This window comes from Chryseobacterium sp. 7, assembly GCF_003663845.1.
Lineage (GTDB): Bacteria > Bacteroidota > Bacteroidia > Flavobacteriales > Weeksellaceae > Chryseobacterium.
Window position 1 is genome coordinate 125507 of record NZ_RCCA01000003.1, and the last position, 22410, is coordinate 147916.

Here is a 22410-nt window from a genome sequence, read left to right on the forward strand (position 1 = left end):
AAATATCAACACTATCCAAAATTGATCAAACAAAAAAACAGAAACTTAAAAACTATGAAAAAACTAATCTCAATTCTCCTGTTTTCATTAACATTTGGATTCACGAGTGCTCAGGAAAACTTTGAAGTATCAACCTTACGAATCGGACCTTTTAAAGTTTTCATGCCTAAAGTTGAGGCTGAAAAAATAGCAGGAACCAAACTGGCCAATTCAAACGGAGAGAAAAAAAATATGGTAAAATATAACGGGGAAACTATTCAGATTGATCTTTTTGACAATTATATTAATGAGGCCAACCCGAGCGTTCCTTCTATTACTTACATGACAACTTCGAGCAAAAAATTTAAGACGAAAAGCGGAATCGGCGTGGGAAGTACAAGGGATGATCTGATCAATGCCTATAAAAATTATGCTAACTTCAGTGTACGCCCGGACTGGGATTCTAATGGAAAACCGATTAAAGATACCGGATATTTTAATCTTGAAGACAGCCAGGCTGGAACGTTATTAAGCTTTAAATTTGTTAATAATATTGTGACGGAAATCTCCGTTTACCTCAATGAAGGCTGTTAAAAGCGGAAAAATATTCAATTCAGTCAAAATCCGGGTTTTTACATCCGGATTTTTGCATTTCCATAAGCCAGTAAAAAATTGTAAATTCGCATGCAAATAAATCAGATATAATGAGTAAAAGTATCGAAGAGTTAAAAACTCTTACTACGCAGATCAGAAGAGACATTTTAAGAATGGTTCACGCTGTAAATTCAGGACACCCTGGTGGAAGCTTAGGTTGTACAGAGTTCTTTACAGCCCTTTACGGAAAGGTAATGAACTACAAGCTTCCTTTCACAATGGAAGGTAAGAATGAGGATCATTTTTATCTATCAAACGGACACATTTCTCCGGTATTCTACTCTACTTTAGCAAGATTTGGTTTCTTCCCTGTAGAAGAACTGAGTACTTTCAGAAAATTAGATTCAAGATTACAGGGGCACCCGACTACTCACGAAGGTCTTCCGGGAATCAGAGTTGCTTCAGGTTCTCTTGGACAGGGACTTTCTGTAGCACTTGGAGCTGCTCAGGGTAAAAAATTAGATGGTGATCAGTCTCTTGTTTACACTCTTCACGGAGATGGTGAGCTTCAGGAAGGTCAGATCTGGGAGGCATTAATGTATGCTTCTGCTAAAAAGGTAGATAATATCATTTCTACTATTGATTATAACGGACGCCAGATTGACGGAGATACAGATGATGTATTAAGCTTAGGAAATCTTCATGCTAAATTAGAAGCATTCGGATGGATTGTTCTGGAAGAAAAGAACGGTAATGATCTTGAAGCTGTGATTGCGATTCTTGAGAAAGCAAAAACAGAAACCGGAAAAGGGAAACCTGTAGCAATCCTTCTTCATACAGAAATGGGTTATGGAATAGATTATATGATGGGATCTCATGCTTGGCATGGTAAAGCTCCTAATGATGAGCAGCTAGAAACAGCAATGAAGCAATTGTACCTGGAAGCTCCGGCTGATTATTAATTATAAATGATAAATTATTATTGGTAAGTGATGCCCTCAGAACTTTTATACTATTATTAATCTGCCATCATTTATCAATGATCAAAAACTTTAGTAAAAATGAAATATACATATACAGAAAAAAAGGACACTCGTTCAGGATTCGGAGCAGGATTAGCTGAACTGGCTGACAAAAATCCCAATGTAGTAGCACTTTGTGCAGACCTTATCGGTTCTTTGAAAATGGAGAAATTCATTGAGAAGGCTCCTGAAAGATTCTTTCAGATTGGTATTGCAGAAGCGAACATGATGGGAATTGCTGCCGGTCTTAGCATTACAGGAAAAATTCCTTTCACAGGAACTTTTGCTAACTTTTCTACTTCCAGAGTATATGACCAGATTCGTCAGTCTATTGCTTATTCTAACAAAAATGTAAAAATCTGTGCATCTCACGCAGGTCTTACGTTAGGAGAAGACGGAGCTACTCACCAGGTTCTTGAAGATATCGGGATGATGAAAATGCTTCCTGGAATGACAGTGATCAATACTTGTGACTACAACCAGACAAAAGCAGCAACATTAGCTATTGCAGAGTTTGAAGGTCCTGTATATTTAAGATTCGGAAGACCTGTAGTACCTGTTTTCATTCCGGAAGATATGCCTTTCGAAATCGGAAAAGGAATTTTGCTTCAGGAAGGTACTGATGTAACGATTGTTGCAACAGGACACCTTGTATGGGAATCTCTTGTAGCGGCTGATGAGCTTGAGAAAGAAGGTATTTCTTGTGAGGTTATCAACATTCACACGATCAAGCCTCTTGATGAAGAGATCATCTTAAAATCTGTTGAGAAAACTGGTAAGATTGTAACCGCTGAGGAGCACAACTACCTTGGAGGTTTAGGAGAATCTGTTGCAGGTATGCTTGCTAGAAAAAGACCTACAAAACAGGAGTTTGTAGCAGTAAATGATACTTTCGGAGAATCTGCAACACCTGCAGAGCTTATGAAGAAGTACAAAATTGACTCTGCTGCAGTAAAAGAAGCTGTAAAGAGAATCTTAGCTTAGTATAAGCTATTTTATATAGAAAAAACTCGGCGGTTTCTTCGAAACCGCCGAGTTTTTGTTGGTAGATTTGTGAAATCTGTTTCTTGCATAAACCACCCCGGCAAAAATTCAAAGAATTTTTGACACCCCCTCCAAAGAGGGGAATGTTTACGCCTCCATTCATCATCGTATTAGTTTTTATCCTTCATTATTATTGTTCTACTTGATTGAGAGGAATTCCTACGGCAATCAGAACCGGACACAGTATTTCTTGGATGTATTCATCTTCTCTTTTGTTGGAAGCTTTTGACCCTGAAAAATAATTGCTGATTCTATAGTTTTTCACAAACTGATTCCGTTTTTTTCCGATTGAATAATAATATCCTCCTCTTTCGTCATTAACAAAATAGGTCATTTCATCAAAATTCATCAGCTTTTTGGAAAGTAGGAGCTTTCTGTAAATACACTTTTCTGATTTATCAAAAATAAATTTCACCGGAATTCTGAACAACAGATCAAAAAGAAGGTACATCATATAAACAGACCAAAACCCCATTGCGATTATAAACTGATCTCCGGACATTTTATCCATAAAATAGTAGATAATCACAGGAAGCGCAATAATTCCCAATGCCAGCCACCACACTAAAGTACGCAGGAAACTGTAATTGGGCATAAAGCTTATTTCGCTTCCGTTTTCTTCAAACTTATAGCGGTCTCTGATGTCCATTTTCAGGAGTATTGACGTTCAAAATATCTTCTGTTTCGTTGACCATTTTCTGTATTCCTTTCTGGGTAAGTGCCTGGCCAATGGTAAGCTTCTTTTCTTTGCCATCTACTTCGAAATACATAGACAGCATTACATTGGTGGTGATAAAACCCATGTACTTTGTTGCTATCACATGGAAATTTCTGAAATTATCAATAGGATATGTTCTTGCCGGAACAAAAATGGAGTGCTTTCCGGTAATGGTTTTGCGATCCATATCGATGATAAATTTTTTGGTGAAAAAATTGAGAACAATCAATGCTACTACAGCAAAAATAACATAGCTCCCGATTCTTACACTGTTAAAAATCAATCCTGCAACGATCAGAAAAATAATACAGAGCACGGTTATAAATACCGGCTGGTTTTTAAAGATATATTGGCTACCTTCCTGTTTGTAAAAGTTATAGTTGTTCATAATTAAAAGTGATGGTTCTTTATGTTTTGGTGTGAGATATATTATTAGTGATTGATGGAGTTTGTATTTGATAAAAGGCTTCTGAGACAATTATTTTATCTGGCTTCATATGTATATTTAAAGTGTTTTTTTAGTTCCCCATTCTTTTAATTGCCCCAGGTAGCCATCCAGTCCAGATATTCATTTTTGTATTCATTATCATTAAGCCTGATGATGAGATCCTGCAGATCTTTTTTCTCAAACTCATCATCTGAAACTGTAAAAATCAGGAACACCTCCTTCCTTGTAATATTGGTAAAAAAGTTTTCATTTTTAAGCTTTTCCAAAACTTCAATACAGATGGAATATAACTTTGTCTGAAAACCCTCAAACCAATGATCATCGTCATCATGCTTATAAAGTTATGTTCTCAACTGAGTACAGATATCATTGAAATCTTCATTGGCTCCTTCCATTTCGTAGATCCATTCTGCCGGCTCATATTTATAATAAAGCGCATCTTCTTCATCTGCATTTTCCATGGCTTTCATTGTATTGGCTGCAGGACACACCGTCATTGCACCTTCGTCACTGTACAAGGCAAAACTGTATATGTCCTCTGCTCCATGCTTTTCATACACTTCTAAAAAAGCTTTCTTAGCAGCCTCTTCTATCTGCTGTCTCAAAATTTCAAAATCCATACGTCTTTCTTTTTTAAAATGGGCGGTAAAAATACCCTTATCCTGTCAAATCAGCACCTCATATTTTTAGAAAGGCTGTTCAATTTCATGATTATAGCTATCTGTTTTTATTATACAGGATCAATCCGGGGATCAAAATAGCTGCGCCAAGGAGTATGGGAGGCAATTCTCCATATCTGAACAGCCAGGAAGTTTCTCTGGATGGTCCTATTTTAATCACCACTACCAGGCAAAATCCTATCAGAATCAGCATAATTCCAAGTATTTTCTTCATAGTATTAAGTTTAATTATTAGTAAATCAGTCTACAAAAGTGTTATAACTGCCAAGGACGTAGCCTGCTTCTCTTTCCAGATCATTAAGATTACTGTTCAGCTCCTGACTATTCTCATTCAGGCTTCGCTGTACAATTCTCATTTTGCCCAGAAAATCATTTACAGAATTATTGAATACCTGATAACTTCTTTCCTTTTGTTTTTCCGAAGACGGAATTTCTTCTTTGATATTCCTGTTGTATAATTTTTCCATCTGCTGATATTGCTGGGAAAATTTGTTTTTGTAGGCAATCATATCCGTTACATTGTAAGAATCATCAATAATTTTCTGCGTCAGCTCCATCGTTTCTCTGGATTGAAGGATCTGTGTTTTAAGCGGATGATCCTTGAGGGTTTCTATTTCTGCTTTATCTGCCTTGGGTGAAAGTTTTGCAAACAGCTCACTTGCTGCAGTTCGGTTTTTCTGGATAAGTTTTTTTGCTTTTTCAGTGATCTCTGTTACTTTTTTTCCTTTATCATCTTTCCAGTCTTCTGCTTCTTTATAGGTTTCCAATTCTTTCTTTAGAGTTTCAAGTTGAGCCGTTGTATCTTTCATTGTATCAACCAAACTTTGAAATTCTTTTCCCAAGACATCCGGAGCCTTTACTTCCTGATGGGAATACAACATGATGGTAGGAGTGAAACTGAGCGAAATTCCGGAAAACTGAGGATTGGCAGCTGCATTGTTCACAAATTCTTCCATCTGGACTAATGAGTTTTTAAAGTTTTTGATAAATTCTGACTGAGCATCATCCATTTTTACCACTTTATTATTAAAGGAAATAATATCCCTGTTGGTATCTCCGGAATTAACACTGAAAGGATTGATCTGCTTAGAATCATTCTGCGAAAGTTTTTCTTTCATTTTTTCCAGCTTGCCACATGAGATAACAGAAAAGCTAAGGAAAAGCATTCCTGCCATAATTATTGATCTTTTCATAGTTCTGTATTAAATTGTAATAGGTGTTTTTATCTGATTTTCACATTCACATCTTCAAGTTCATTGGTAATCTCCTGCATCATTTTTTTACTGAAAGACTGTGATATTAAAGGACGTTTAAAATTTGATACATTTTTAAAATTAGCATACAGATAACATCCTATAGGTATAAATCCCAACCGGAATGCCTGTAGCTCAAAGCCTTCAAAATCTTCCATTTTGTAAATGAATTCTTTCCGGTTCAAACCACTGCTCGTGACTGTAAGAATCTGATTTTGTATGTCAAAATTAACTTTTGGCGGAATAAAAGAAACAATGGTGAGCAATAATGAGAAGATGAACAGAATAATTCCTGTTTTCAGATAGATGGTATTGATGATCAGAAATACAGAAATACAAACCCAGGCTACTACTATAATGTGCTGAAATGCCATATACTGCTTCACCTGATATACTGAACCTTCTTTTTTTAAATGTTTAAAATCGTTCATATTGAGAAATTTCAGATACTATCCGATGAAAGAGAATTTGTCTTCAAACATTTTCCCTATCATTGGTAAAGGTTTTTCAACATTATTAGCCGCATTAATGATTCCAATGATCATCAGTACCAAAGGAATGAATCCCAATATCCCAAGCATTCCGATTTTGGTCACCATCATCAGAACATTAAGAATAATGGAGAGTACAATTGAAAAAATAATCAATCCTAAAGACTGCTTCAGGTGATATTTTAAAAGACTGTTCGATTTTTCTTTCCCGATGACAAAAGAAATCAACCATCCTAAAAGGGTAATGTAAGAAACAATAGATAATGTTTTGTTGTCCATAACTGTAAAATTTTAAATTAATATTCTTTGATTTTTTCTGGTTTAAAATTGCATCAGAAAAATATTACAGCCTCTACTTCTGCAACTACAAAACACCTTCAACCCAAAATACCAATGACTACAAAACGTCTACAAAAACACACAATCATCTAATTAACAACAACTTACACAATAATTCAATTTTCATTTTTTTATATTGGTAATTGACGGGTGTCTACAATTTTTGTACTTTCACCCTATGAAACTAAAGTACTTACTTATCTATTGTATACTTTTTATCTGCACCTTATATCCCGCACAGAATACTTTAATTGATGGTCTTAAAAGCCAGTTGAGCGAAGATGATATTTCAACTGCACAAAAATTCAAAATTTACAATGAGCTTACAGAATATTACAGAGTGAGTGATCAATATCCTACAGCTGAAAAATATGTTCAGCAGCAGCTGGAACTTGCTCAAAAAGAAAATAATTATTCTGAACAGGTAAAAGCACTTGCCCAAAAAGGAATCATTAAGCTTAACCAATCTGAGTACGATAAAGTGCCTTCTATCATAGATGCAGCCAATACCATTGCTCAAAAGAGTAATGATAAAACAGCGTCATTATATGCCAACTATCTGAATATTTATTATTACAACGCTTTAGGCAAGCCTGAAAATACCATCAAACTTATCCAGAAGACGCTTCCACTTGTTGAAAAACAGCCTTCTGAAACCATTTTGAATGCAAAGCTTAATTATATTCTTTATGGAATTTATACGGAATGGAATGATGCTGAAAATGCGACCAAATATGCTAAAAAAGCCATTGAACTTGCCGAAAAATCGGGAAATAAAAACTTACTAAGCTCTGCCTATTCTGCCCTTGCGGTATGCTATTCTTTCCGGTATGAAAAAACAGGGGATCTTAAAGACCTGAAATCTGTCATAGAAATGTGCAAAAAGGCAGTAGCCCTGTATCATCAGTTTCCGGGGCATGTTTCTTCGCACGTCCATGCTTTGGCATTACTGAATCTCACTAATTATTACCTGAATTATCCCGTAATGACTCCGGAAATTCGTTCCGAAATTCAAAATAATGCCAACGAAATACTGACCCTTACCCAACATACAACGCTAAATCAGGGCATGCAGGCCGGTGCACTGGGAGTTTTGAGCAATCTTGCAATGCGGGATCATAATGATGCTTTATCAGAAAAATACCTTCTGAAAGCGGAACAGATTCTTCTTACTCAAAAACCGGTTTACTACCATGTGATGATTAATGTGGTGAAAGACCTTGCTCAGCTTTATGCTAAACAAAAAAATTACCAGAAAGCATTTGAATATGAATCAAAATTAGCGGAATACAGCAATATTCTTTTTGATGAAGGGCAGGCCGAAACCGCCAAGAGACTGGAAGCTCAGTATCAGTCTCAGAGAAAAGAATCGGAACTTAAGGCTCTTACCGAGAAAACAGCCAGTCTGAAGAAAGAAAAGCTTCTGTATCTCGGTTTGGGAGTTATCGGACTAATTGGTGCATTTTTTATGTTCCGCTCCTACCATTTTAAACTTCGTTATTCTATTGAAAGAGAAAATAAGCTTGATACGGAAAAGCATGAAGCAGAAATGCAGATCAAACTTCAGAAAGAAGAACAGGCCAGATTAAAAGCGGAGCAAGAGCTTCTTACGCTTCACCAGCAAAAACTTCAAAGCGAAGTATTGGCCAGCCAGCTTCATATTCAGCATAAGAATGAAGTTCTTCAGCAGCTCCAGACCCAACTTTCTGATACAGATATCAATATTCATCAGGTTGTAAAGGGAGAAAGCCGTGTGGATAATGATTTTGAAAAGATCAGATTCACCATTCAGGAGCTCCATCCGGATTTCTTTAAAAACATCAATGAAAAAGCAAAGCAAAAACTGACCACTTTAGACCTGAAATACTGTGCCTACCTCTATCTTGGTATGGATACAAAACAGATTGCCAATCTTCTTAGTGTAGAACCCAAAAGTGTAAGGATGACCAAATACCGTCTGAAGAAGAAGTTTGGACTGGATGAAAATACGGCGTTAGAATTTTTTTTTCAGGGTGTATTTTCTGAATAAAAGGTATATATAATTTTACGGTTTTACCTTCTAAGCTTTTTAACATGATGTTGAAAAGCTTCATCTTTTTTAATTTATTTTGATCTTTCTGAAATAAACACATCTAAAATCAGAATTTAATTTACGGGAACCCGTAAAACTCACAATCATATTTAATAAAAAAACCGAATTACAACATACAATTTCACCAAAAATATAGATTTTATTTCAACATAACAATGTAGATAACTGGTTATAATTTTGAATTTGATTTTTTGTACAATAGAATATATTACCGTGCAACATCCTGTTACAATATGCAGTTTTCTCTAGATGATTTAATTTAATTTATACTTTTTCAAATTTCATATATTTCACTAAAACGCTGTTCCGGATAAACCGGTAATTTGTTTTTGTACAATAGCAAATAACAAATTATCTACACATTTTATCCCGGAAAAGTGATCTAAATATTTCTAGTTTTATCCCATCAACGTTGATGAAATACATTCTCATTCTTGAACGGCATGTGTACAGTGCAAGACAAATATGCAGAATTATCTCGCCCAAGTCAGGGGTATTTGACACAGAAGATTTACATAAAACAACAAAAATTATCAACATGAAAAAATTAAATGGAATGAAGAGAGATTTCTCTTCTTTGGAAAACAAAAAGTTAGCGAATACAAGAAGCATTATTGGCGGAGGAGCAACAAATGAAAAGTCAACTTGCGAGACAGGACCTAATGGACAGCCAGGTAATACAGGTGACACAATAATTTGTATCGATGGAAGACAAGTAGCTACAATGACTGTTGACTAGATATGACGGAGGGGAATACTCCCCTCCTTTTCTCCAATAACCGGAAAATAAATTTAAATAATGAATAGAAAAACAAATTTCATACTCCTTATTGTATTATTCCTCTTTTCCTGTACAAGCAAAAAACTAAATTATATTGAATATTACAATAAAGTATATGCTATAGACAGTACACTTAGAGTAAATAAAGACACTCTTGCCACTATCAAACAATATAAAAAATTATTTAAAAAATACCATCCATCACAAAATGAAAGAATAGAAGAATATGAAAATTATATTAAATATTCTGACCGATATAATAAAAATTTCGGAGGGCATGAAAGTCTGGATAAATTAATAGCACAAGTAGCTCCATATTGGAAATACAAAAGAGAAGATACCTCATTTTTTAAGCTTTATAAAAAATATGGAATTGACAGCATAACAGTAGAGCAGAAAGTTAACGAATGGAAAAAGGGATTAAATAAAACATTAATAGATTCCTTCAGTATTGCCTTTGAAAGAGATCAGTATAATGAGCGAAGTGGGCCAGCCGTTGAAACCAATGATAGAAAAAATGCCAGCCTTCTCCTATGGACATTCAAAAATTATGGTTTTCCATCAAAGCAAAAAATTGGATTAGCCGGAAACAATAACATATTTATGCCAATGGGCGTACTGTTCAATCATATGGCAGGATCTCAGAATTATGAATATTTTAAAGTAAAATTATTAGAATATGTAAAATCCGGAGAATGCACTCCCAGAGAATATATAGAGATGGTGGACAAGCATCAATATATTAACTACTCCGAATCCATTTATGGGATATTCATTCATTACTCTACCTCAGCTTTCAGTGCTTCGGATTCTGCACGTATCAACAGAAATCGTAAGGCTGTTGGGTTTCCCAGTCTAAAAGAATCTTCTAATATCACCAAAGATTTTCAAAAGAAGATGAAACAATAATACATCCTAGTAACTAGAATTTAAACTGATCCATACACATTCCTCAGAAAAAACCTTATGATACTTATACTCTCCCAGAAAAATGAAATAGCTACAATAGATGTAATCAGAGACTTAATGGCACTGAAAAAAAAGTTTATTCGGGTGCATGAAGATGAAGTATTTGAAATAAAAACCATTGAAAAAAGAATCTTAATTGAAAGCAGCCGCAATAGGTTTTTTATGGATGAAATTGAAAGTGTTTGGTACAGAAGAGGCGGGTTAAACTTCAATCGGTTGAAATACAATAATCATTCAATCCTTCTTAATATGAATGAAACCCAATATTGGCTTGAAGATTATATACAAAAAACGCTCGAATCTAAAAGGCATATCAATAAAGAAAGTACCTCACTTGTGAACAAACTTATTGTACTTGACAAAGCCAAAGAACTAGGTTTTGATATTCCTGAATTTTTTTTGGCAGAAAATACAGATCAGGTTGAACTCAATAAAACTATTATAAAAACAATTAATGGAAATGTGACTTTAGATGAAATTAAAAAAGATTTCAGCGGGTTCATGTATACAACTATAGTTGAAGAACATGAAAATCATGATTTTTTCATCACTTTTTTCCAGGAAAAAATAGAAAAAGACTTTGAAATAAGAACTTTTTATTTGAATAGCAAATGCTGGTCTATGGCTATTTTTTCTCAGCATGATGAACAAACCAAAACAGATTTCAGAAAATACAATAAAAAGAAACCTAATAGAACTGTGCCTTATCTTCTCCCAAAGCATGTAGAGGACAAAATAGAATTCTTAATGAAATCTTTAGATATCAATTGCGGCTCTCTGGATTTTATAAAGGCAGGAGAAAAATATTATTTTCTGGAAATTAACCCCATTGGTCAGTTTTCAAGCTTATCCCGTACTTGTAACTATGCATTGGAACAAAAACTAGCTGAATATTTATGAAAAGATTATATAAAGAAAAAATAAATTACCGCTAACATTTAAATATCTTGATCTATTTAAAACCAAAAATACCAGCAAATTAAATAGCAACTCCTTATACTATTTAAATTCAGATAAATTTCAGACGATCTATTATCCCAGAGAAAAACCTCTTAAATCACTACACCGATTATTATAACATTTTCTAATGTCAGATTTACCCTTTATCGAATTACAACTACAAACTCAAAATAGATAATGACTATAAAAATGAATAAATTAAGCTTAATATTTGTATTTCTAACTTCATGTTGTTTTGGGCAACAAATGAGTTTTATTTATGAGGTGAGTTATCGGTTAAATCATAAAACACCTGATGACTTTACTACAAAGACAATGATTTTAGATTTTGTAGATAAACAATCTATTTTCAGAGAAAGCATGGATTGGAAATCAGATTCATTAAAATTGAACAATGGCTTTCCAATGCTTTCTTCAGGTTTTGAAAACCAATTTTACATAAAGAAAGATTTTTCAAATCATAAAATATCAAAAATAATTACAAACGGTCAATTCTGCTATCTCCTCCCTATTGACGAAACTATACAATGGAAAATATCCCCGGAAAAGAAAAAAATTGGAATTTATAATGTTCAAAAAGCTGTGGCCACTTATGGAAATCGAGAATGGACAGCATGGTTTTCTAATGATATTCCCATTAATGAAGGTCCATATATTTTCAGCGGTTTACCCGGGTTGATTATTTCTGTAACAGACTTCAGTGGAGATTATAAGTTTGACCTCGTACAAGTTAAAAAATCTGCAAGCCTATTTAATGCCAGAACAAAACCAATACTGATTGATTGGAATAAATATGGTCAACTGGCAAAATCATATTATGATAACCCTAACGCTGAAATGGAACAAAAAATCAGAAATGCTAAAAAAGCTGTTATGCAGGATGCTCATGGAAATGTTATTGATATTGATTTCAGGCAAATGAATAAAGAAGAACAGGACAATATCAGAAAAAATAACAATCCGATTGAACTTAATCACAAAATTGAGTATAAGTAACGTTAAGATCATTCAGATTACTAAAAAAGCAATTTGTCTTTATATAATTTATTAGCTTATGACCTATTTCAATCTATTCAGTAACATTCTAGCCACTAAAGGACCAACCCGGATACTCATCTCGGATTTGCAGAGAAATGTGTCAGAATTATATCCTTTGGAGCTGTATGAGATTATGGTAGAACTAAAATCTCATTCTATTGAAGACTTGATGAAAAATTATAACGAGGAATCCAGAGAAATTGTTCAGGAATACATCAACCTCCTGTTAGAAAAAGAATATGGATTCATCAGTAAAAATGACTGGGACCGAAATTTTCCTCCGCTTTCCTATGAATTTCATGAACCAAGTACCATCACAAACCTTTTTATAGAACTGGAAGAAATAAGTGTACTTCATCAATTGAAAATCTCTGTAGAAAATCTCGGAATCAAACATTTGGTTATTTATAGTTTAAAACCACTCACTGCAAAGGAATTTATAGAGATTGATGAAATTTTTACAGCCTCAGTCTTATCCGGTATAGAAATATTTTCTCCTTTTCATCAGGAAGTGGATCTGTCTTTTGTACAGGTTATTCAGCAGAATACAGTCAGAATCTACAGTCTCATTTTCTACAATTGTTCTCAATCTCCTTTCAAAGCTAAAAATGATTTTAGATTTTCTTTAAATTTCATTGAAGATGAACTGCAACTATCTGCCTGTGGAAAAGTGGAACTGAAATATTTCAATACCAATATCAGTAAAGTATTAGAATCCATCAACCACAATTCCTGCCTGTATAAAAAGATAGGGATAGACCGAAACGGCAATATTAAAAACTGTCCGTTAATGGTGGAAAGCTTTGGAAATATTCATACCAGCAACCTAGACGAAGCCACCAATCTGCCCGGTTTCAAAAAATACTGGGACCTGACCAAAGATTACATAGAAACCTGCAAAGACTGCGAATTCCGCTATGTCTGTACAGACTGTAGAGCCTATACAGAAGGTAATAAGAAAAATAATGCAGGTCTTGATATCTCAAAACCTTTGAAATGTGGCTACAATCCTTATACCGGAGAATGGAAGAATTGGACAAAGAATCCTTTAAAGAAGAAAATTTTCAATTCGTTGACGATTAAATAATATTTTACTCCTTTGTATTATTCAAAAACCACTTTTAAATAGAATTTAAAAGCGGTTTATTACTTTATCGTATTGATTTTATTCTTATTTAAAAAACTTCCATTTCGGGATAATGGCAAGCATTCCGAATCCTGTGAACAGGAAAAGATTGGTTACATCCGTATACAAAAAGGTAGACAGATAGTAATTGTGCATAAAGAAGTGCAACACCAGTAAAGCAGGGAACATAAATATGCCTGCTTTTCTGTAGAAGAACATCAGTACCAACCCAATCATCATCAGCAGATCAATTGAAAAGATAACGTAAAAATACCACCTTGGGATCTGCAGGTATTCATGCTGCAGATATTCATCCACATCTATTCCCAGTCCCATTATGGTAAACAGCATTAAAGCTGCAAATGCCAGTACAAATCCCCATCCTTTCTTCGGATCTTCGTCAAAATAGCTGTATTCTTCCATACCTGCAAAAATAAAGAACTTATGAGAGATTTCATAAGTTCTTTTATAATTATTCGTTTAAAATTTGACTTACACAGAGATAGCGTTAATCAGTCTGTTTTTGTCACTTAAGAATTCTTCCATAGAAATCATACTTTCAGTTCTCATTACGTCCTGAATGTCGTCTATCTGATAAATAATTCTTTTAGCATCATCAGTATTCTTAGCTCTTACTTTACAGAAAATATTATATTTTCCGGAAATAACACTAGCTTCGATTACGTTAGGTAAAGTTGACAATTCTTTCAATACTTCCTGAGTACGGTTTGATTTTGTCAAAAGGATACCTATGAAAGCCGTGAAGTGATAATCAAGCTTACCATAATCAATATTAAGAGATGATCCCAAAATAATACCTGCATCTTCCATCTTTTTCACTCTTACGTGAATTGTTCCAGCAGAAACATCCATCTGCTTTGCAATTTCTGTAAAAGGCATTCTTGTGTTTTCTACTAAGAAATCAAGAATCTTCTTGTCTATTTCGTCCAGTTGATAGTTCATATTAGTTAAATTACAATTTCTTTAAAAAACCTATGTATTTTTTGCAAATTTACGAAAAATAATTTAACTAAAAAATACATATCAAATATTAACAATAATTAACACAGATGACAAAAATCATTAAAAAATTCTAATTATTTACCATTTGATTTTATAGAATCTGTTTTTATTTCACCTTTTGCATCTGAAGTTTTTTTGTCTTTTTTCTTCTTTTTAAACAAAGAATTGAAGCTTTTACTCCACACCACTCCTCCTCCATAGGCTTGATTAGCAGAACCGTTTGTACTCACCATTCCAATGTTTGTAGGTTTGGAATAAGCACGTATAACCAACGTACCGTCATTCTTTTTCGATAAATCGTACTCTACAGAACCTTCTGTGGACAGATAATTGTTTTGCGCGCCATCTGTTTTGGATAATGGTATACCCAAACCGGTTTTTATATTTACCCTTGGAGAAAGGGCTACGCTTACTCCGGCATTGGCTCTGTCTCCAAAGTTGGAATTCTGGTCTCCTTTTACATAATTCAGGTCAATCTGGAATTCATTACTCATTGTATTAAGTACAGATCCCAACTGCTTCAGAAGCATATTATACCCCTGTGATTCTGCAACGTTTCCTACATTTACTTCTACTCCACCACTGTTGGACACGTTAAACGTGCTCAGCAAAAGAACAGAACCGAACTGAAGTACCTTCTCACCTTCCTGGCTCATTTTCGCCGCAAGGGTTTCTCTTACCTGGCTGGATACATCCATTGCTGTCACATTAAGATCAATCTGAGGGTCTATCAACGACTGGGTAATGTGGGCCTGCAGTAAGATACTGATAGGCTGTAATTTCCCAAGACTCAGATATTCCCCGGCATTGGAAACCATTCTTATATAGTTAGCATTAATATCTAACGTGGGCTTCATCGCATCACCATCCCATCGGATGCTGCTGTTTCTTTCAATCTGGAATGTTTTATTAAGAATTGCCTTAGAGACAAATGTTCCGTTATCTACTTTATAAGTACCACTCATAGCAATATTCCCCTGTCTGTTCATATGGAACCTCAGCGGATCTGCAGATCCTTTTACAGTAATATTTCCAACATCATCTCCTACCAGTACATTTACGGTAGTTCCTTTATCTACAGCCAGATTGAAATCAATATTCATATTGGCTCCGGTTTTTTTCTTTTCTTCCAGGGTAATTAAACCGTCTTTTCCTTCTTTCAGGAACCTCAGCATTTTAAATTCTTCAACATTGGAAGTAGAGCTGGAATTGAAGGTAAAGGTACTTCCGTTAAGCGCCTTCATATTGGGTGTTGTGATACTCAATCCTGAAACAGGTCCATCCACGTACAAATCTCCCTGTCCGTAAACTCTACCCCAGAACAGGTCAAAATCTTTCTGGGTAGTATTTAACATCAAAAGGTTGTCTGCTCTCATTACGAGAGATACCCCCATTGAAGAAAGGGTTTCAAACTGAATCGCCCCAGAGACATTCCCTTTGGAATTGGTTCTTCCATCGTGTACCTCAATATTGTTAAGGATAGCAAGCCCTTTGGTCAGCTGTATCACTGTATCATCAAAAGAATAATCTACTCCTGTAAATAAAAGCTTTAATCCAAAATCTTTTAACGCGATATCACCATTATAATCCAGGTTATTCAGTTTTCCGTTAATTTTAAGATCTCCGGTAGCTTTTCCGCGAAGGTTCCCGAAAATAGTCTGTACAAACTGCTGTGTAAATGACAGGTCAAAATCACGCATTTCTGCGGTAAGATCAATGATTGGAGAAGAAGTGTTATTATTAACCGTTCCCGTTAAATTAAGGCTGTTATTCCCTAAAACTCCGGCAGAGTGTACTTTTACGTCAATATCATATACATTCAGAGAGAAACCGTTGGTTGCAGAAATAGAAATATCTCCCATATCATTACCATTCATCTTAATAGCATCAATATTAAGATCTACGAGTGGCTGTAAGGTACTTTTATCCATTTTGATCTTGACACTTCCGTTAGCAAGACCTTTAATATCCATGGTATTTCCTCCGGATTGCATTTCCAGAAGCTTTTCTATTGCAAAATCATTGATTTCTGCATCTACATAAAAATCTTTTGCTGATTTAAACTGTGCTTCTTTTACAAACAAAGCACTTTTATCGGAATATACTCTCAGGTTTCTGATATCAAAATCTCCGGTAGCCTTCCTGTAAGTAATAGAATGATTCAGTTCAGGGCTTGTATCTATTGCCCAGGTTACTTCATTGAATTTTACTTCAGTAGGTTCAAATTTAAATACAAAATCACCGGCTGCATCTGTAGACTGATCTACATTGATGGCGTATTCTTTAAGCTTTTCATTCAATTCATCATCAGGACTTCCATGTTTAAATGTAGTTGCTAGATGAAGTGTATTGCCATTTTCATTATTCCCTTTCAGCTCAAAATCTTTGATGACATTTTTATTATAGAGTACTTTGCTGATCCTTGCATACAATTGCTGGTTAAGATCCGCCGTGTTAATTCTTACTTTAACACTGTCTACCATTGCACTGTCTCTGCTGTTATGTCTACGATCATGAACTTTATAATCAGGATTGGAAGATGCCAGCGCTTTATCAGCATCGGTAATCTCTTCCTCTTTCGTCATGATATATTTCAAAGAAGCTGCATCCAGATTCAGGATCAGGTTATTTGAATCTCCGTTATATTCTCCTTCTACAACAGCCCCCTGAGGTAATCTCAGTTCTGGTAAGAAATAATTGACCAATCCTTGCTGAACATCAAATTTCAGGGCAAAATTCTGCCCGCGGTATAATTTTCTCGGCGGTGGACCTACCAGAATTCTTCCTACTCCGTTTTCTACCATTCCGGCAAGGTCTGCAAGGCTGTATCTTCCAGATATTTTACCAGTAGCTGCTCCCGGCGCATCTACATCAATCACACGTCCTCCCGCTTCTACGAATGTTTTTAATTTGGCATTCGGGATATTATATTTTTGAGTTGCTGTAGCAAAATTCAGGTTATTGGCATTCACATCCAAAGTGAGATCGTTGATAGAAGACATGGCCATTTTCCCTTCAACCTGACCGCTTACCACCTGGCTGCCGGGTTTATTGGTAAAATAGTTCATGTTCAGGTAAGTGACATCTGCATTCACATCCATGGAAACCCTTGAAGTACTGAAATCTATTAATCCTTTGATGGTAGCTTTTGCCTGCTCATCATTAACGGTAATCAATCCGTTGTATTTTTTGTGATCCAATAATCCGTCCAGATATAGATTATTGATTGTTTTATCCATTATTTCAACACTGGCAATCTGGGACTTTGTAGTCAGACGCATAGTATTGACATCAAAGCTTTGTCCGTTAAGATCAAACTTACCGGAAATCAATCCAACTGTTTTATTTTTTGTAATAACAGAGGTGTTAAGATCTTTTACATCAAGATATCCAGAATATTTCGGCATCGCATTGCTGTAGCCTGTTAAGGTAAGCTTGGAAATTTTAGCCTGCCCTATTCCGGTTATTAAGTTTCCATTATCCACATAGATCTGATCCGGATTTACTTTTGCGGTTCCGTTATACTTTAGCTTCCCAAAATCGTCTGCAAAATTCTTCATCTTTTTGGAGATAAAGGAAGGCATCATTGCTTTTAAATCTTTGTAGGTAAAATCTGTGGAAAGATCTTTCGTTTCTATGGAAAAATGACCTTTCAGTAAATTATCAACCTTCATGGTTTTGGTGGCAATATTCACATCAGGATTTCTGATCAGGAAATTTTCCAGGTGGAATTTGTTCAAAGACCCCGTCATTTTTCCTGCAAGATTGAACGGTTTAATATTATCCCAGTTTGTTACAAAATAACTGATATCATATCCGCTTAGCTGGCTTCCCTGCTGGATATTCATATCCCATCGTACTTTATCTGCAAAATCTGCCCAGGATCCGTCATGAAGATTAAATTTAATATCTCCCTGAAGTAAGCTATGATCTGTATTGAGTGTAAGGTCTTTTAATGACAAAAACTGCTTCGTGAGAGACAGTTCTGTTGAAAAGGTATCTACAAAATGGGATTTTCCCCATCTTGAGGTTACAAATGACATATTATTAATTAATGCCGAAACATTCGGGCCATTGACTTTTACGTTTGGTGCTTTTAAGTTAAATTTTGTTGCAGTCAGCCATTTTCCCTGTTCACCGGGAGAATTTTCATTAACAATAGAAACTTTAGAGTCAATAATCTGAATTCTGGAATTCAGCTGAAAAGGAGGTTTTTTCGGGTCTCTTTTCTTCCCGTTGTCAAATAGCTCTACAAATCTTACAAAATTTGAGATACTGTCTCCTTTATAAGTAATTACTTTTACATCAGCATTTACCAAAGCCAGAGAGTTAAAGCTTAAAGAATTGCTGTTTCCTGAAATAGCATTGGCGGCCAGAGATATCCAGTCGGAATCTGCACGGAATTCGCGGGCTGTAATAAAGTTAAAACCTTTATAATCTTTAACCTTTAACCCTTTTATCGTCACATCACCGAAGTAATTAACGTCTACACTTTCTGTGGTAAATCCAGATTTAAAATCATTATTAACAAGCTTTAGAGCCTGATCTGCTGCCCATTGTTTCGTTACCGGAAGATTGATGGCAATAAGAACTCCGCCCACAAGAAAAATACCCAGCCAAAAGAGAATCAGTAGAAGTTTTGCCCACCAGGTATAGCTGGTAACATCCTTCACAGCCTGCTTACCAAACTCTTCAGCTGTTTCCACCGGATGATGTATGGCATCTGATGCCAGCTCAGATGCTTCTTTTACTGTTTCACGTACTTTACCCTCTACATTTTCAACAGTTTTCTGTACCTGATCCCCTAGGTTTTCAGCTACAGATTTTTTATTCTCATTCTCGTTATTATTCTCTAACTTTGCCATTATTATGAGCGACTCTATAATTTTAGGTATTGAATCGTCCTGTGACGACACCTCAGCAGCTATCATCAAGGGAAATTCTATTCTTTCAAACATTGCCGCGAACCAGGCCATCCACAAAGAATATGGCGGCGTTGTCCCTGAATTGGCTTCACGAGCCCATCAGCAAAATATTATCCCCGTTGTTGAAAAATCTTTTTCTAAAGCAAATATACAACAAAATGCTATCTCTGCTATAGGATTTACTCGCGGACCGGGACTTTTAGGATCTCTTCTTGTAGGAACATCATTTGCTAAGTCTTTGGCTATGAGCCTTAATGTACCACTTATTGAGGTAAATCACCTTCAAGCCCACATTCTGGCCCATTTCATCGAAGATGCAAATCCTGTGCCGCCTACCTTCCCTTTCTTATGTCTTACCGTAAGTGGCGGGCATACCATGATTGTATTGGTAAAGGACTATTTCGACATGGAAATCATCGGGAAAACCACCGATGACGCAGCGGGAGAAGCTTTTGATAAAATCGGGAAGATTTTTGACCTTGAGTACCCTGCCGGGCCTATTATTGACAGACTTGCTAAGGAAGGAAATCCTGATGCTTTTAAATTCAATAAACCGAAGCTGGAAAACTACGATTATTCTTTCAGCGGCATTAAAACTTCCGTTTTATATTTCATCCAGAAGGAAGTCAGAAAAAATCCGGATTTCATTAAAGAAAATCTTAATGACTTATGTGCTTCTGTACAGAAATCAATTATTGAAATTCTGATGAATAAGCTTGAAAAAGCAGCCAAAGACCTCAATGTAAATCAGGTAGCCATTGCAGGTGGTGTTTCTGCCAATTCTGCACTTAGAAAAGCCATGGAAGATAATAAAGAAAGACTGGGTTGGGATATTTACATTCCAAAGTTTGAATATACAACAGATAATGCAGCCATGATTGCCATGGTAGCGAAGCTGAAATTTGAGCGGGGAGAATTTACAGATTTGAGAACTTCCGCAACAGCAAAATATGATTTATGAAAATACTCTTAGAAGAAAAAATACTGGGAACCCATTCTAAAAAGAATTCTAAATATTATTGGGTATTAGAAACGATCACAGGAAGACACGAGGGATCAGAAACTTTTTCAGAGTTTAACGGCGGAAGTTCTGAGACAGGATATATTCAGGATATCAAAGATGAAGTTTTACAATTAATTAATTCTGAGCATGTTTTTAGTTTTCCTTACACTCCAAAAGAAGGAGATTTTTTATCGATCAAAAATAATTTAAGAAAACAGGAATATTTAAATCTGATTTTCATTAACAATAACTGGATAGAAGAAATATACATGTGTTCTTACAGAGAGTGTGATACAGACATCTATACAACCATCAAAACAGGAGTTGCCTTTATAAACCAGGATATATGAAATTATTTTACGGAGAAATAGAAGATCAAAAAGTCACCATCAATGATGAAGAGCAACAGCATATTGTAAAGGTTCTTCGGATGAAAGATGGTGAAGATATTCATGTGACAGATGGAAAAGGAAAATTAGCTTCGGGAAAACTGGTTATAGAAGGTAAGAAAGCAGGACTTGAAATTTCTGAAATCCAAGAAAATCTTCCGGAATTCAATCCGAAACTTCATATTGCGATTGCTCCTACCAAAAATATTGACAGAATTGAATTCTTTGTGGAAAAAGCTGTAGAAATGGGAATTTCTGAGATCAGTATTATCGTAACAGAAAAAACAGAGCGCAAAAACATCAATATTGATAAAATCAGAAAGCAGGCTGTTGCTGCATCAAAGCAAAGTCTGAGATTTCATTTTCCGGTCATTAATGATGCTGTAAAACTAACCGATTTTCTTAAAAACATTAATCCGGGAAATACTTTTGTAGCACACTGTCATGAAAATCTGGAAAGAATTGACCTTAAAAATATTCCTCAATTGGAACAGCTTACTTTTTTAATTGGTCCTGAAGGTGATTTCTCTGAAAAGGAAATTGCATTTCTGGCAGAAAATAAAGTAAAAGCAGTTTCACTCGGTAATCAAAGGCTCAGAACAGAAACTGCCGGCGTTTTTGTAGTTGCATGGAATTATTACAATATGATATAAAAAAACAAAAAGAGAAGATTCAACGTCTTCTCTTTTTTATTTCTCATTAATTATTTCCAATCAATATTGTTTTCGCGCAGGTATTTTTCAAAAATCTGCTGTCCGCTCCTGATTGAATTAACTGTCCAAAGGATTTTCATTCTTAAAAGCTTTTCTTCATCCAGTTTATAATCTATATCAGATTTTATCAGCTTTTGTTTCAGCTCATACATGCAAATGGATGCGGCTACAGAAACATTGAAGCTTCTAGTAAAACCATACATAGGAATCGCCAGTGTCTCATCGGCAAAGTCCAGAATTTCCTGAGAAACACCTTCCATTTCAGTTCCGAAAACCAAAGCAATGGGTTCGGTAATTTCATATTCAGGCAGCATTTTAGCATTATTCTCCAACGAAACAACCACTATTTTGTACCCTCTGTCTTTAATGGACTGAAAAGATTCCATATTTCTGGGAAGTTTCTCTATCTCTACCCATGTATCAGCCCCTTTTGTTACCCGAAGATTGGGTTCAAAACTGTATTCTTCCTGCAAAGCCACTACTTTATGAAAGCCGCATGCTTCCACAGAACGTACAATGGCTGCTGCATTTCGAAACTGGTAGACATCTTCCACAACAGGAAGTACAAAATCTGAACTTTCCTGGGAAAAATGTTCAATTTTTGCGAGTCTTTCTTCGGTTAAAAACTGTTTTAAATATTCGTAAGTTTGCGCTAAGTCTTTCATCCGCATTCAGTTATTTTTTCAATAGCCTTATGAAACGTCTGCCATGTTCATTTTATTTTGATAAAATTTCATGATAAGCGTTTCATTCATTTTCAAATCTTTGCAAATTAACGTAATTTTGACCTATGAACCCTAATCGGTCTCCAATTCTTAATTAA

Annotated in this window: 22 protein-coding genes and 1 pseudogene; 12 read left to right on the forward strand and 11 right to left on the reverse strand. The window is 35.3% G+C overall.

Translation table 11 applies throughout. From position 1 onward, the window contains the following. The first annotated feature begins 54 nt into the window (after positions 1 to 54). The 3 genes from CLU97_RS22305 to CLU97_RS22315 all read left to right on the forward strand — a co-directional run bounded on the left by CLU97_RS22305 (position 55) and on the right by CLU97_RS22315 (position 2579). Positions 55 to 573, forward strand: coding sequence for a hypothetical protein (locus tag CLU97_RS22305; protein WP_121490117.1), 519 nt, complete (start codon positions 55 to 57; stop codon positions 571 to 573). A gap of 77 nt (positions 574 to 650) precedes the next feature. Continuing rightward, a complete protein-coding gene (locus tag CLU97_RS22310; RefSeq protein ID WP_228437914.1) occupies positions 651 to 1535 on the forward strand; it encodes a transketolase in 885 nt (294 codons plus the stop codon). A 99-nt stretch (positions 1536 to 1634) separates the two neighbouring features. Beyond that, positions 1635 to 2579 carry a transketolase family protein gene (locus CLU97_RS22315; RefSeq protein WP_121490058.1) on the forward strand — a complete coding sequence of 315 codons (945 nt, stop codon included), beginning with the start codon at positions 1635 to 1637 and terminating at the stop codon, positions 2577 to 2579. A 190-nt stretch (positions 2580 to 2769) separates the two neighbouring features. Here the strand turns inward: CLU97_RS22315 and CLU97_RS22320 are convergent, their stop codons facing one another. The 7 genes and pseudogenes from CLU97_RS22320 to CLU97_RS22345 all read right to left on the reverse strand — a co-directional run bounded on the left by CLU97_RS22320 (position 2770) and on the right by CLU97_RS22345 (position 6508). Next, complete coding sequence (locus tag CLU97_RS22320; RefSeq protein ID WP_228437909.1) at positions 2770 to 3288, reverse strand: hypothetical protein; 519 nt, start codon at positions 3286 to 3288, stop codon at positions 2770 to 2772. Further along, complete coding sequence (locus CLU97_RS22325; protein WP_121490059.1) at positions 3266 to 3745, reverse strand: hypothetical protein; 480 nt, start codon at positions 3743 to 3745, stop codon at positions 3266 to 3268. Before CLU97_RS22325 ends, CLU97_RS22320 begins: the two co-directional genes overlap by 23 nt. A 146-nt stretch (positions 3746 to 3891) precedes the next feature. Further along, positions 3892 to 4425, reverse strand: a pseudogene (locus CLU97_RS22330) (DUF4303 domain-containing protein). Between the two features lie 97 nt (positions 4426 to 4522). After that, a complete protein-coding gene (locus CLU97_RS23865; protein WP_183084662.1) occupies positions 4523 to 4699 on the reverse strand; it encodes a hypothetical protein in 177 nt (58 codons plus the stop codon). Between the two features lie 25 nt (positions 4700 to 4724). Then, a complete protein-coding gene (locus CLU97_RS22335) occupies positions 4725 to 5678 on the reverse strand; it encodes a DUF3829 domain-containing protein (protein WP_121490060.1) in 954 nt (317 codons plus the stop codon). Between the two features lie 29 nt (positions 5679 to 5707). Next, positions 5708 to 6169: a hypothetical protein gene (locus CLU97_RS22340; protein ID WP_121490061.1), complete on the reverse strand. Its 462-nt coding sequence runs from the start codon at positions 6167 to 6169 to the stop codon at positions 5708 to 5710. A gap of 18 nt (positions 6170 to 6187) precedes the next feature. Next, positions 6188 to 6508, reverse strand: a complete 321-nt coding sequence (locus CLU97_RS22345) for a DUF4870 domain-containing protein (protein ID WP_121490062.1) — start codon at positions 6506 to 6508, stop codon at positions 6188 to 6190. A gap of 238 nt (positions 6509 to 6746) precedes the next feature. Here CLU97_RS22345 and CLU97_RS22350 point away from each other — a divergent pair, with 238 nt between their 5' ends. From CLU97_RS22350 to gwsS, 6 genes are all read left to right on the forward strand, one after another. Further along, positions 6747 to 8597, forward strand: a complete 1851-nt coding sequence (locus CLU97_RS22350; RefSeq protein WP_121490063.1) for a hypothetical protein — start codon at positions 6747 to 6749, stop codon at positions 8595 to 8597. A gap of 601 nt (positions 8598 to 9198) precedes the next feature. Beyond that, positions 9199 to 9399 carry a grasp-with-spasm system A modified peptide gene (locus CLU97_RS23870; protein WP_183084663.1) on the forward strand — a complete coding sequence of 67 codons (201 nt, stop codon included), beginning with the start codon at positions 9199 to 9201 and terminating at the stop codon, positions 9397 to 9399. A 60-nt stretch (positions 9400 to 9459) separates the two neighbouring features. Further along, positions 9460 to 10350, forward strand: a complete 891-nt coding sequence (locus CLU97_RS22360; protein WP_121490065.1) for a hypothetical protein — start codon at positions 9460 to 9462, stop codon at positions 10348 to 10350. Between the two features lie 57 nt (positions 10351 to 10407). Further along, positions 10408 to 11310: a grasp-with-spasm system ATP-grasp peptide maturase gene (gwsG, locus tag CLU97_RS22365; protein ID WP_121490066.1), complete on the forward strand. Its 903-nt coding sequence runs from the start codon at positions 10408 to 10410 to the stop codon at positions 11308 to 11310. A gap of 249 nt (positions 11311 to 11559) precedes the next feature. Then, the gene (locus CLU97_RS22370) at positions 11560 to 12366 is read left to right on the forward strand and encodes a GLPGLI family protein (protein WP_183084664.1); all 807 of its coding nucleotides are present in this window, start codon (positions 11560 to 11562) and stop codon (positions 12364 to 12366) included. Between the two features lie 58 nt (positions 12367 to 12424). Next, the gene (gene gwsS, locus CLU97_RS22375; protein ID WP_121490068.1) at positions 12425 to 13495 is read left to right on the forward strand and encodes a grasp-with-spasm system SPASM domain peptide maturase; all 1071 of its coding nucleotides are present in this window, start codon (positions 12425 to 12427) and stop codon (positions 13493 to 13495) included. An 84-nt stretch (positions 13496 to 13579) separates the two neighbouring features. Here gwsS and CLU97_RS22380 read toward each other — a convergent pair whose 3' ends face one another. The 3 genes from CLU97_RS22380 to CLU97_RS22390 all read right to left on the reverse strand — a co-directional run bounded on the left by CLU97_RS22380 (position 13580) and on the right by CLU97_RS22390 (position 19422). Further along, positions 13580 to 13957, reverse strand: a complete 378-nt coding sequence (locus CLU97_RS22380; RefSeq protein WP_121490069.1) for a hypothetical protein — start codon at positions 13955 to 13957, stop codon at positions 13580 to 13582. Positions 13958 to 14026: 69 nt separating this feature from the next. Continuing rightward, the gene (locus CLU97_RS22385; RefSeq protein WP_034696982.1) at positions 14027 to 14497 is read right to left on the reverse strand and encodes an Lrp/AsnC family transcriptional regulator; all 471 of its coding nucleotides are present in this window, start codon (positions 14495 to 14497) and stop codon (positions 14027 to 14029) included. Positions 14498 to 14631: 134 nt separating this feature from the next. After that, positions 14632 to 19422, reverse strand: coding sequence for a translocation/assembly module TamB (locus CLU97_RS22390; RefSeq protein WP_121490070.1), 4791 nt, complete (start codon positions 19420 to 19422; stop codon positions 14632 to 14634). A gap of 4 nt (positions 19423 to 19426) precedes the next feature. Here CLU97_RS22390 and tsaD point away from each other — a divergent pair, with 4 nt between their 5' ends. Genes tsaD through CLU97_RS22405 form a run of 3 tightly spaced genes read left to right on the forward strand, consistent with a single transcriptional unit; the run spans position 19427 to position 21527 of the window. Further along, complete coding sequence (tsaD, locus tag CLU97_RS22395; protein WP_121490071.1) at positions 19427 to 20443, forward strand: tRNA (adenosine(37)-N6)-threonylcarbamoyltransferase complex transferase subunit TsaD; 1017 nt, start codon at positions 19427 to 19429, stop codon at positions 20441 to 20443. Then, positions 20440 to 20835 carry a hypothetical protein gene (locus CLU97_RS22400; protein ID WP_121490072.1) on the forward strand — a complete coding sequence of 132 codons (396 nt, stop codon included), beginning with the start codon at positions 20440 to 20442 and terminating at the stop codon, positions 20833 to 20835. The genes tsaD and CLU97_RS22400 overlap by 4 nt, the downstream gene beginning before the upstream one ends. Further along, positions 20832 to 21527, forward strand: coding sequence for an RsmE family RNA methyltransferase (locus CLU97_RS22405; RefSeq protein ID WP_121490073.1), 696 nt, complete (start codon positions 20832 to 20834; stop codon positions 21525 to 21527). Before CLU97_RS22400 ends, CLU97_RS22405 begins: the two co-directional genes overlap by 4 nt. 50 nt (positions 21528 to 21577) lie before the next feature. On the opposite strand, the gene CLU97_RS22410 is transcribed toward CLU97_RS22405, so the two are convergent. After that, positions 21578 to 22258, reverse strand: a complete 681-nt coding sequence (locus tag CLU97_RS22410; protein ID WP_121490074.1) for a TrmH family RNA methyltransferase — start codon at positions 22256 to 22258, stop codon at positions 21578 to 21580. Between the last annotated feature and the right edge of the window lie 152 nt (positions 22259 to 22410).

Bases quoted from the DNA above. Each gene is read 5' to 3' on its own strand.
- CLU97_RS23870 (WP_183084663.1), top strand. From the start codon at position 9,199: ATGAAAAAATTAAATGGAATGAAGAGAGATTTCTCTTCTTTGGAAAAC.
- CLU97_RS22320 (WP_228437909.1), bottom strand. From the start codon at position 3,288: ATGGACATCAGAGACCGCTATAAGTTTGAAGAAAACGGAAGCGAAATA.
- CLU97_RS22315 (WP_121490058.1), top strand. From the start codon at position 1,635: ATGAAATATACATATACAGAAAAAAAGGACACTCGTTCAGGATTCGGA.
- CLU97_RS22410 (WP_121490074.1), bottom strand. From the start codon at position 22,258: ATGCGGATGAAAGACTTAGCGCAAACTTACGAATATTTAAAACAGTTT.
- CLU97_RS22390 (WP_121490070.1), bottom strand. From the start codon at position 19,422: ATGGCAAAGTTAGAGAATAATAACGAGAATGAGAATAAAAAATCTGTA.
- gwsG (WP_121490066.1), top strand. From the start codon at position 10,408: ATGATACTTATACTCTCCCAGAAAAATGAAATAGCTACAATAGATGTA.
- gwsS (WP_121490068.1), top strand. From the start codon at position 12,425: ATGACCTATTTCAATCTATTCAGTAACATTCTAGCCACTAAAGGACCA.
- CLU97_RS22380 (WP_121490069.1), bottom strand. From the start codon at position 13,957: ATGGAAGAATACAGCTATTTTGACGAAGATCCGAAGAAAGGATGGGGA.
- CLU97_RS22340 (WP_121490061.1), bottom strand. From the start codon at position 6,169: ATGAACGATTTTAAACATTTAAAAAAAGAAGGTTCAGTATATCAGGTG.
- CLU97_RS22405 (WP_121490073.1), top strand. From the start codon at position 20,832: ATGAAATTATTTTACGGAGAAATAGAAGATCAAAAAGTCACCATCAAT.
- CLU97_RS23865 (WP_183084662.1), bottom strand. From the start codon at position 4,699: ATGAAGAAAATACTTGGAATTATGCTGATTCTGATAGGATTTTGCCTG.
- CLU97_RS22360 (WP_121490065.1), top strand. From the start codon at position 9,460: ATGAATAGAAAAACAAATTTCATACTCCTTATTGTATTATTCCTCTTT.
- CLU97_RS22325 (WP_121490059.1), bottom strand. From the start codon at position 3,745: ATGAACAACTATAACTTTTACAAACAGGAAGGTAGCCAATATATCTTT.
- CLU97_RS22335 (WP_121490060.1), bottom strand. From the start codon at position 5,678: ATGAAAAGATCAATAATTATGGCAGGAATGCTTTTCCTTAGCTTTTCT.
- CLU97_RS22350 (WP_121490063.1), top strand. From the start codon at position 6,747: ATGAAACTAAAGTACTTACTTATCTATTGTATACTTTTTATCTGCACC.
- CLU97_RS22345 (WP_121490062.1), bottom strand. From the start codon at position 6,508: ATGGACAACAAAACATTATCTATTGTTTCTTACATTACCCTTTTAGGA.
- CLU97_RS22370 (WP_183084664.1), top strand. From the start codon at position 11,560: ATGAATAAATTAAGCTTAATATTTGTATTTCTAACTTCATGTTGTTTT.
- CLU97_RS22400 (WP_121490072.1), top strand. From the start codon at position 20,440: ATGAAAATACTCTTAGAAGAAAAAATACTGGGAACCCATTCTAAAAAG.
- CLU97_RS22305 (WP_121490117.1), top strand. From the start codon at position 55: ATGAAAAAACTAATCTCAATTCTCCTGTTTTCATTAACATTTGGATTC.
- CLU97_RS22385 (WP_034696982.1), bottom strand. From the start codon at position 14,497: ATGAACTATCAACTGGACGAAATAGACAAGAAGATTCTTGATTTCTTA.
- tsaD (WP_121490071.1), top strand. From the start codon at position 19,427: ATGAGCGACTCTATAATTTTAGGTATTGAATCGTCCTGTGACGACACC.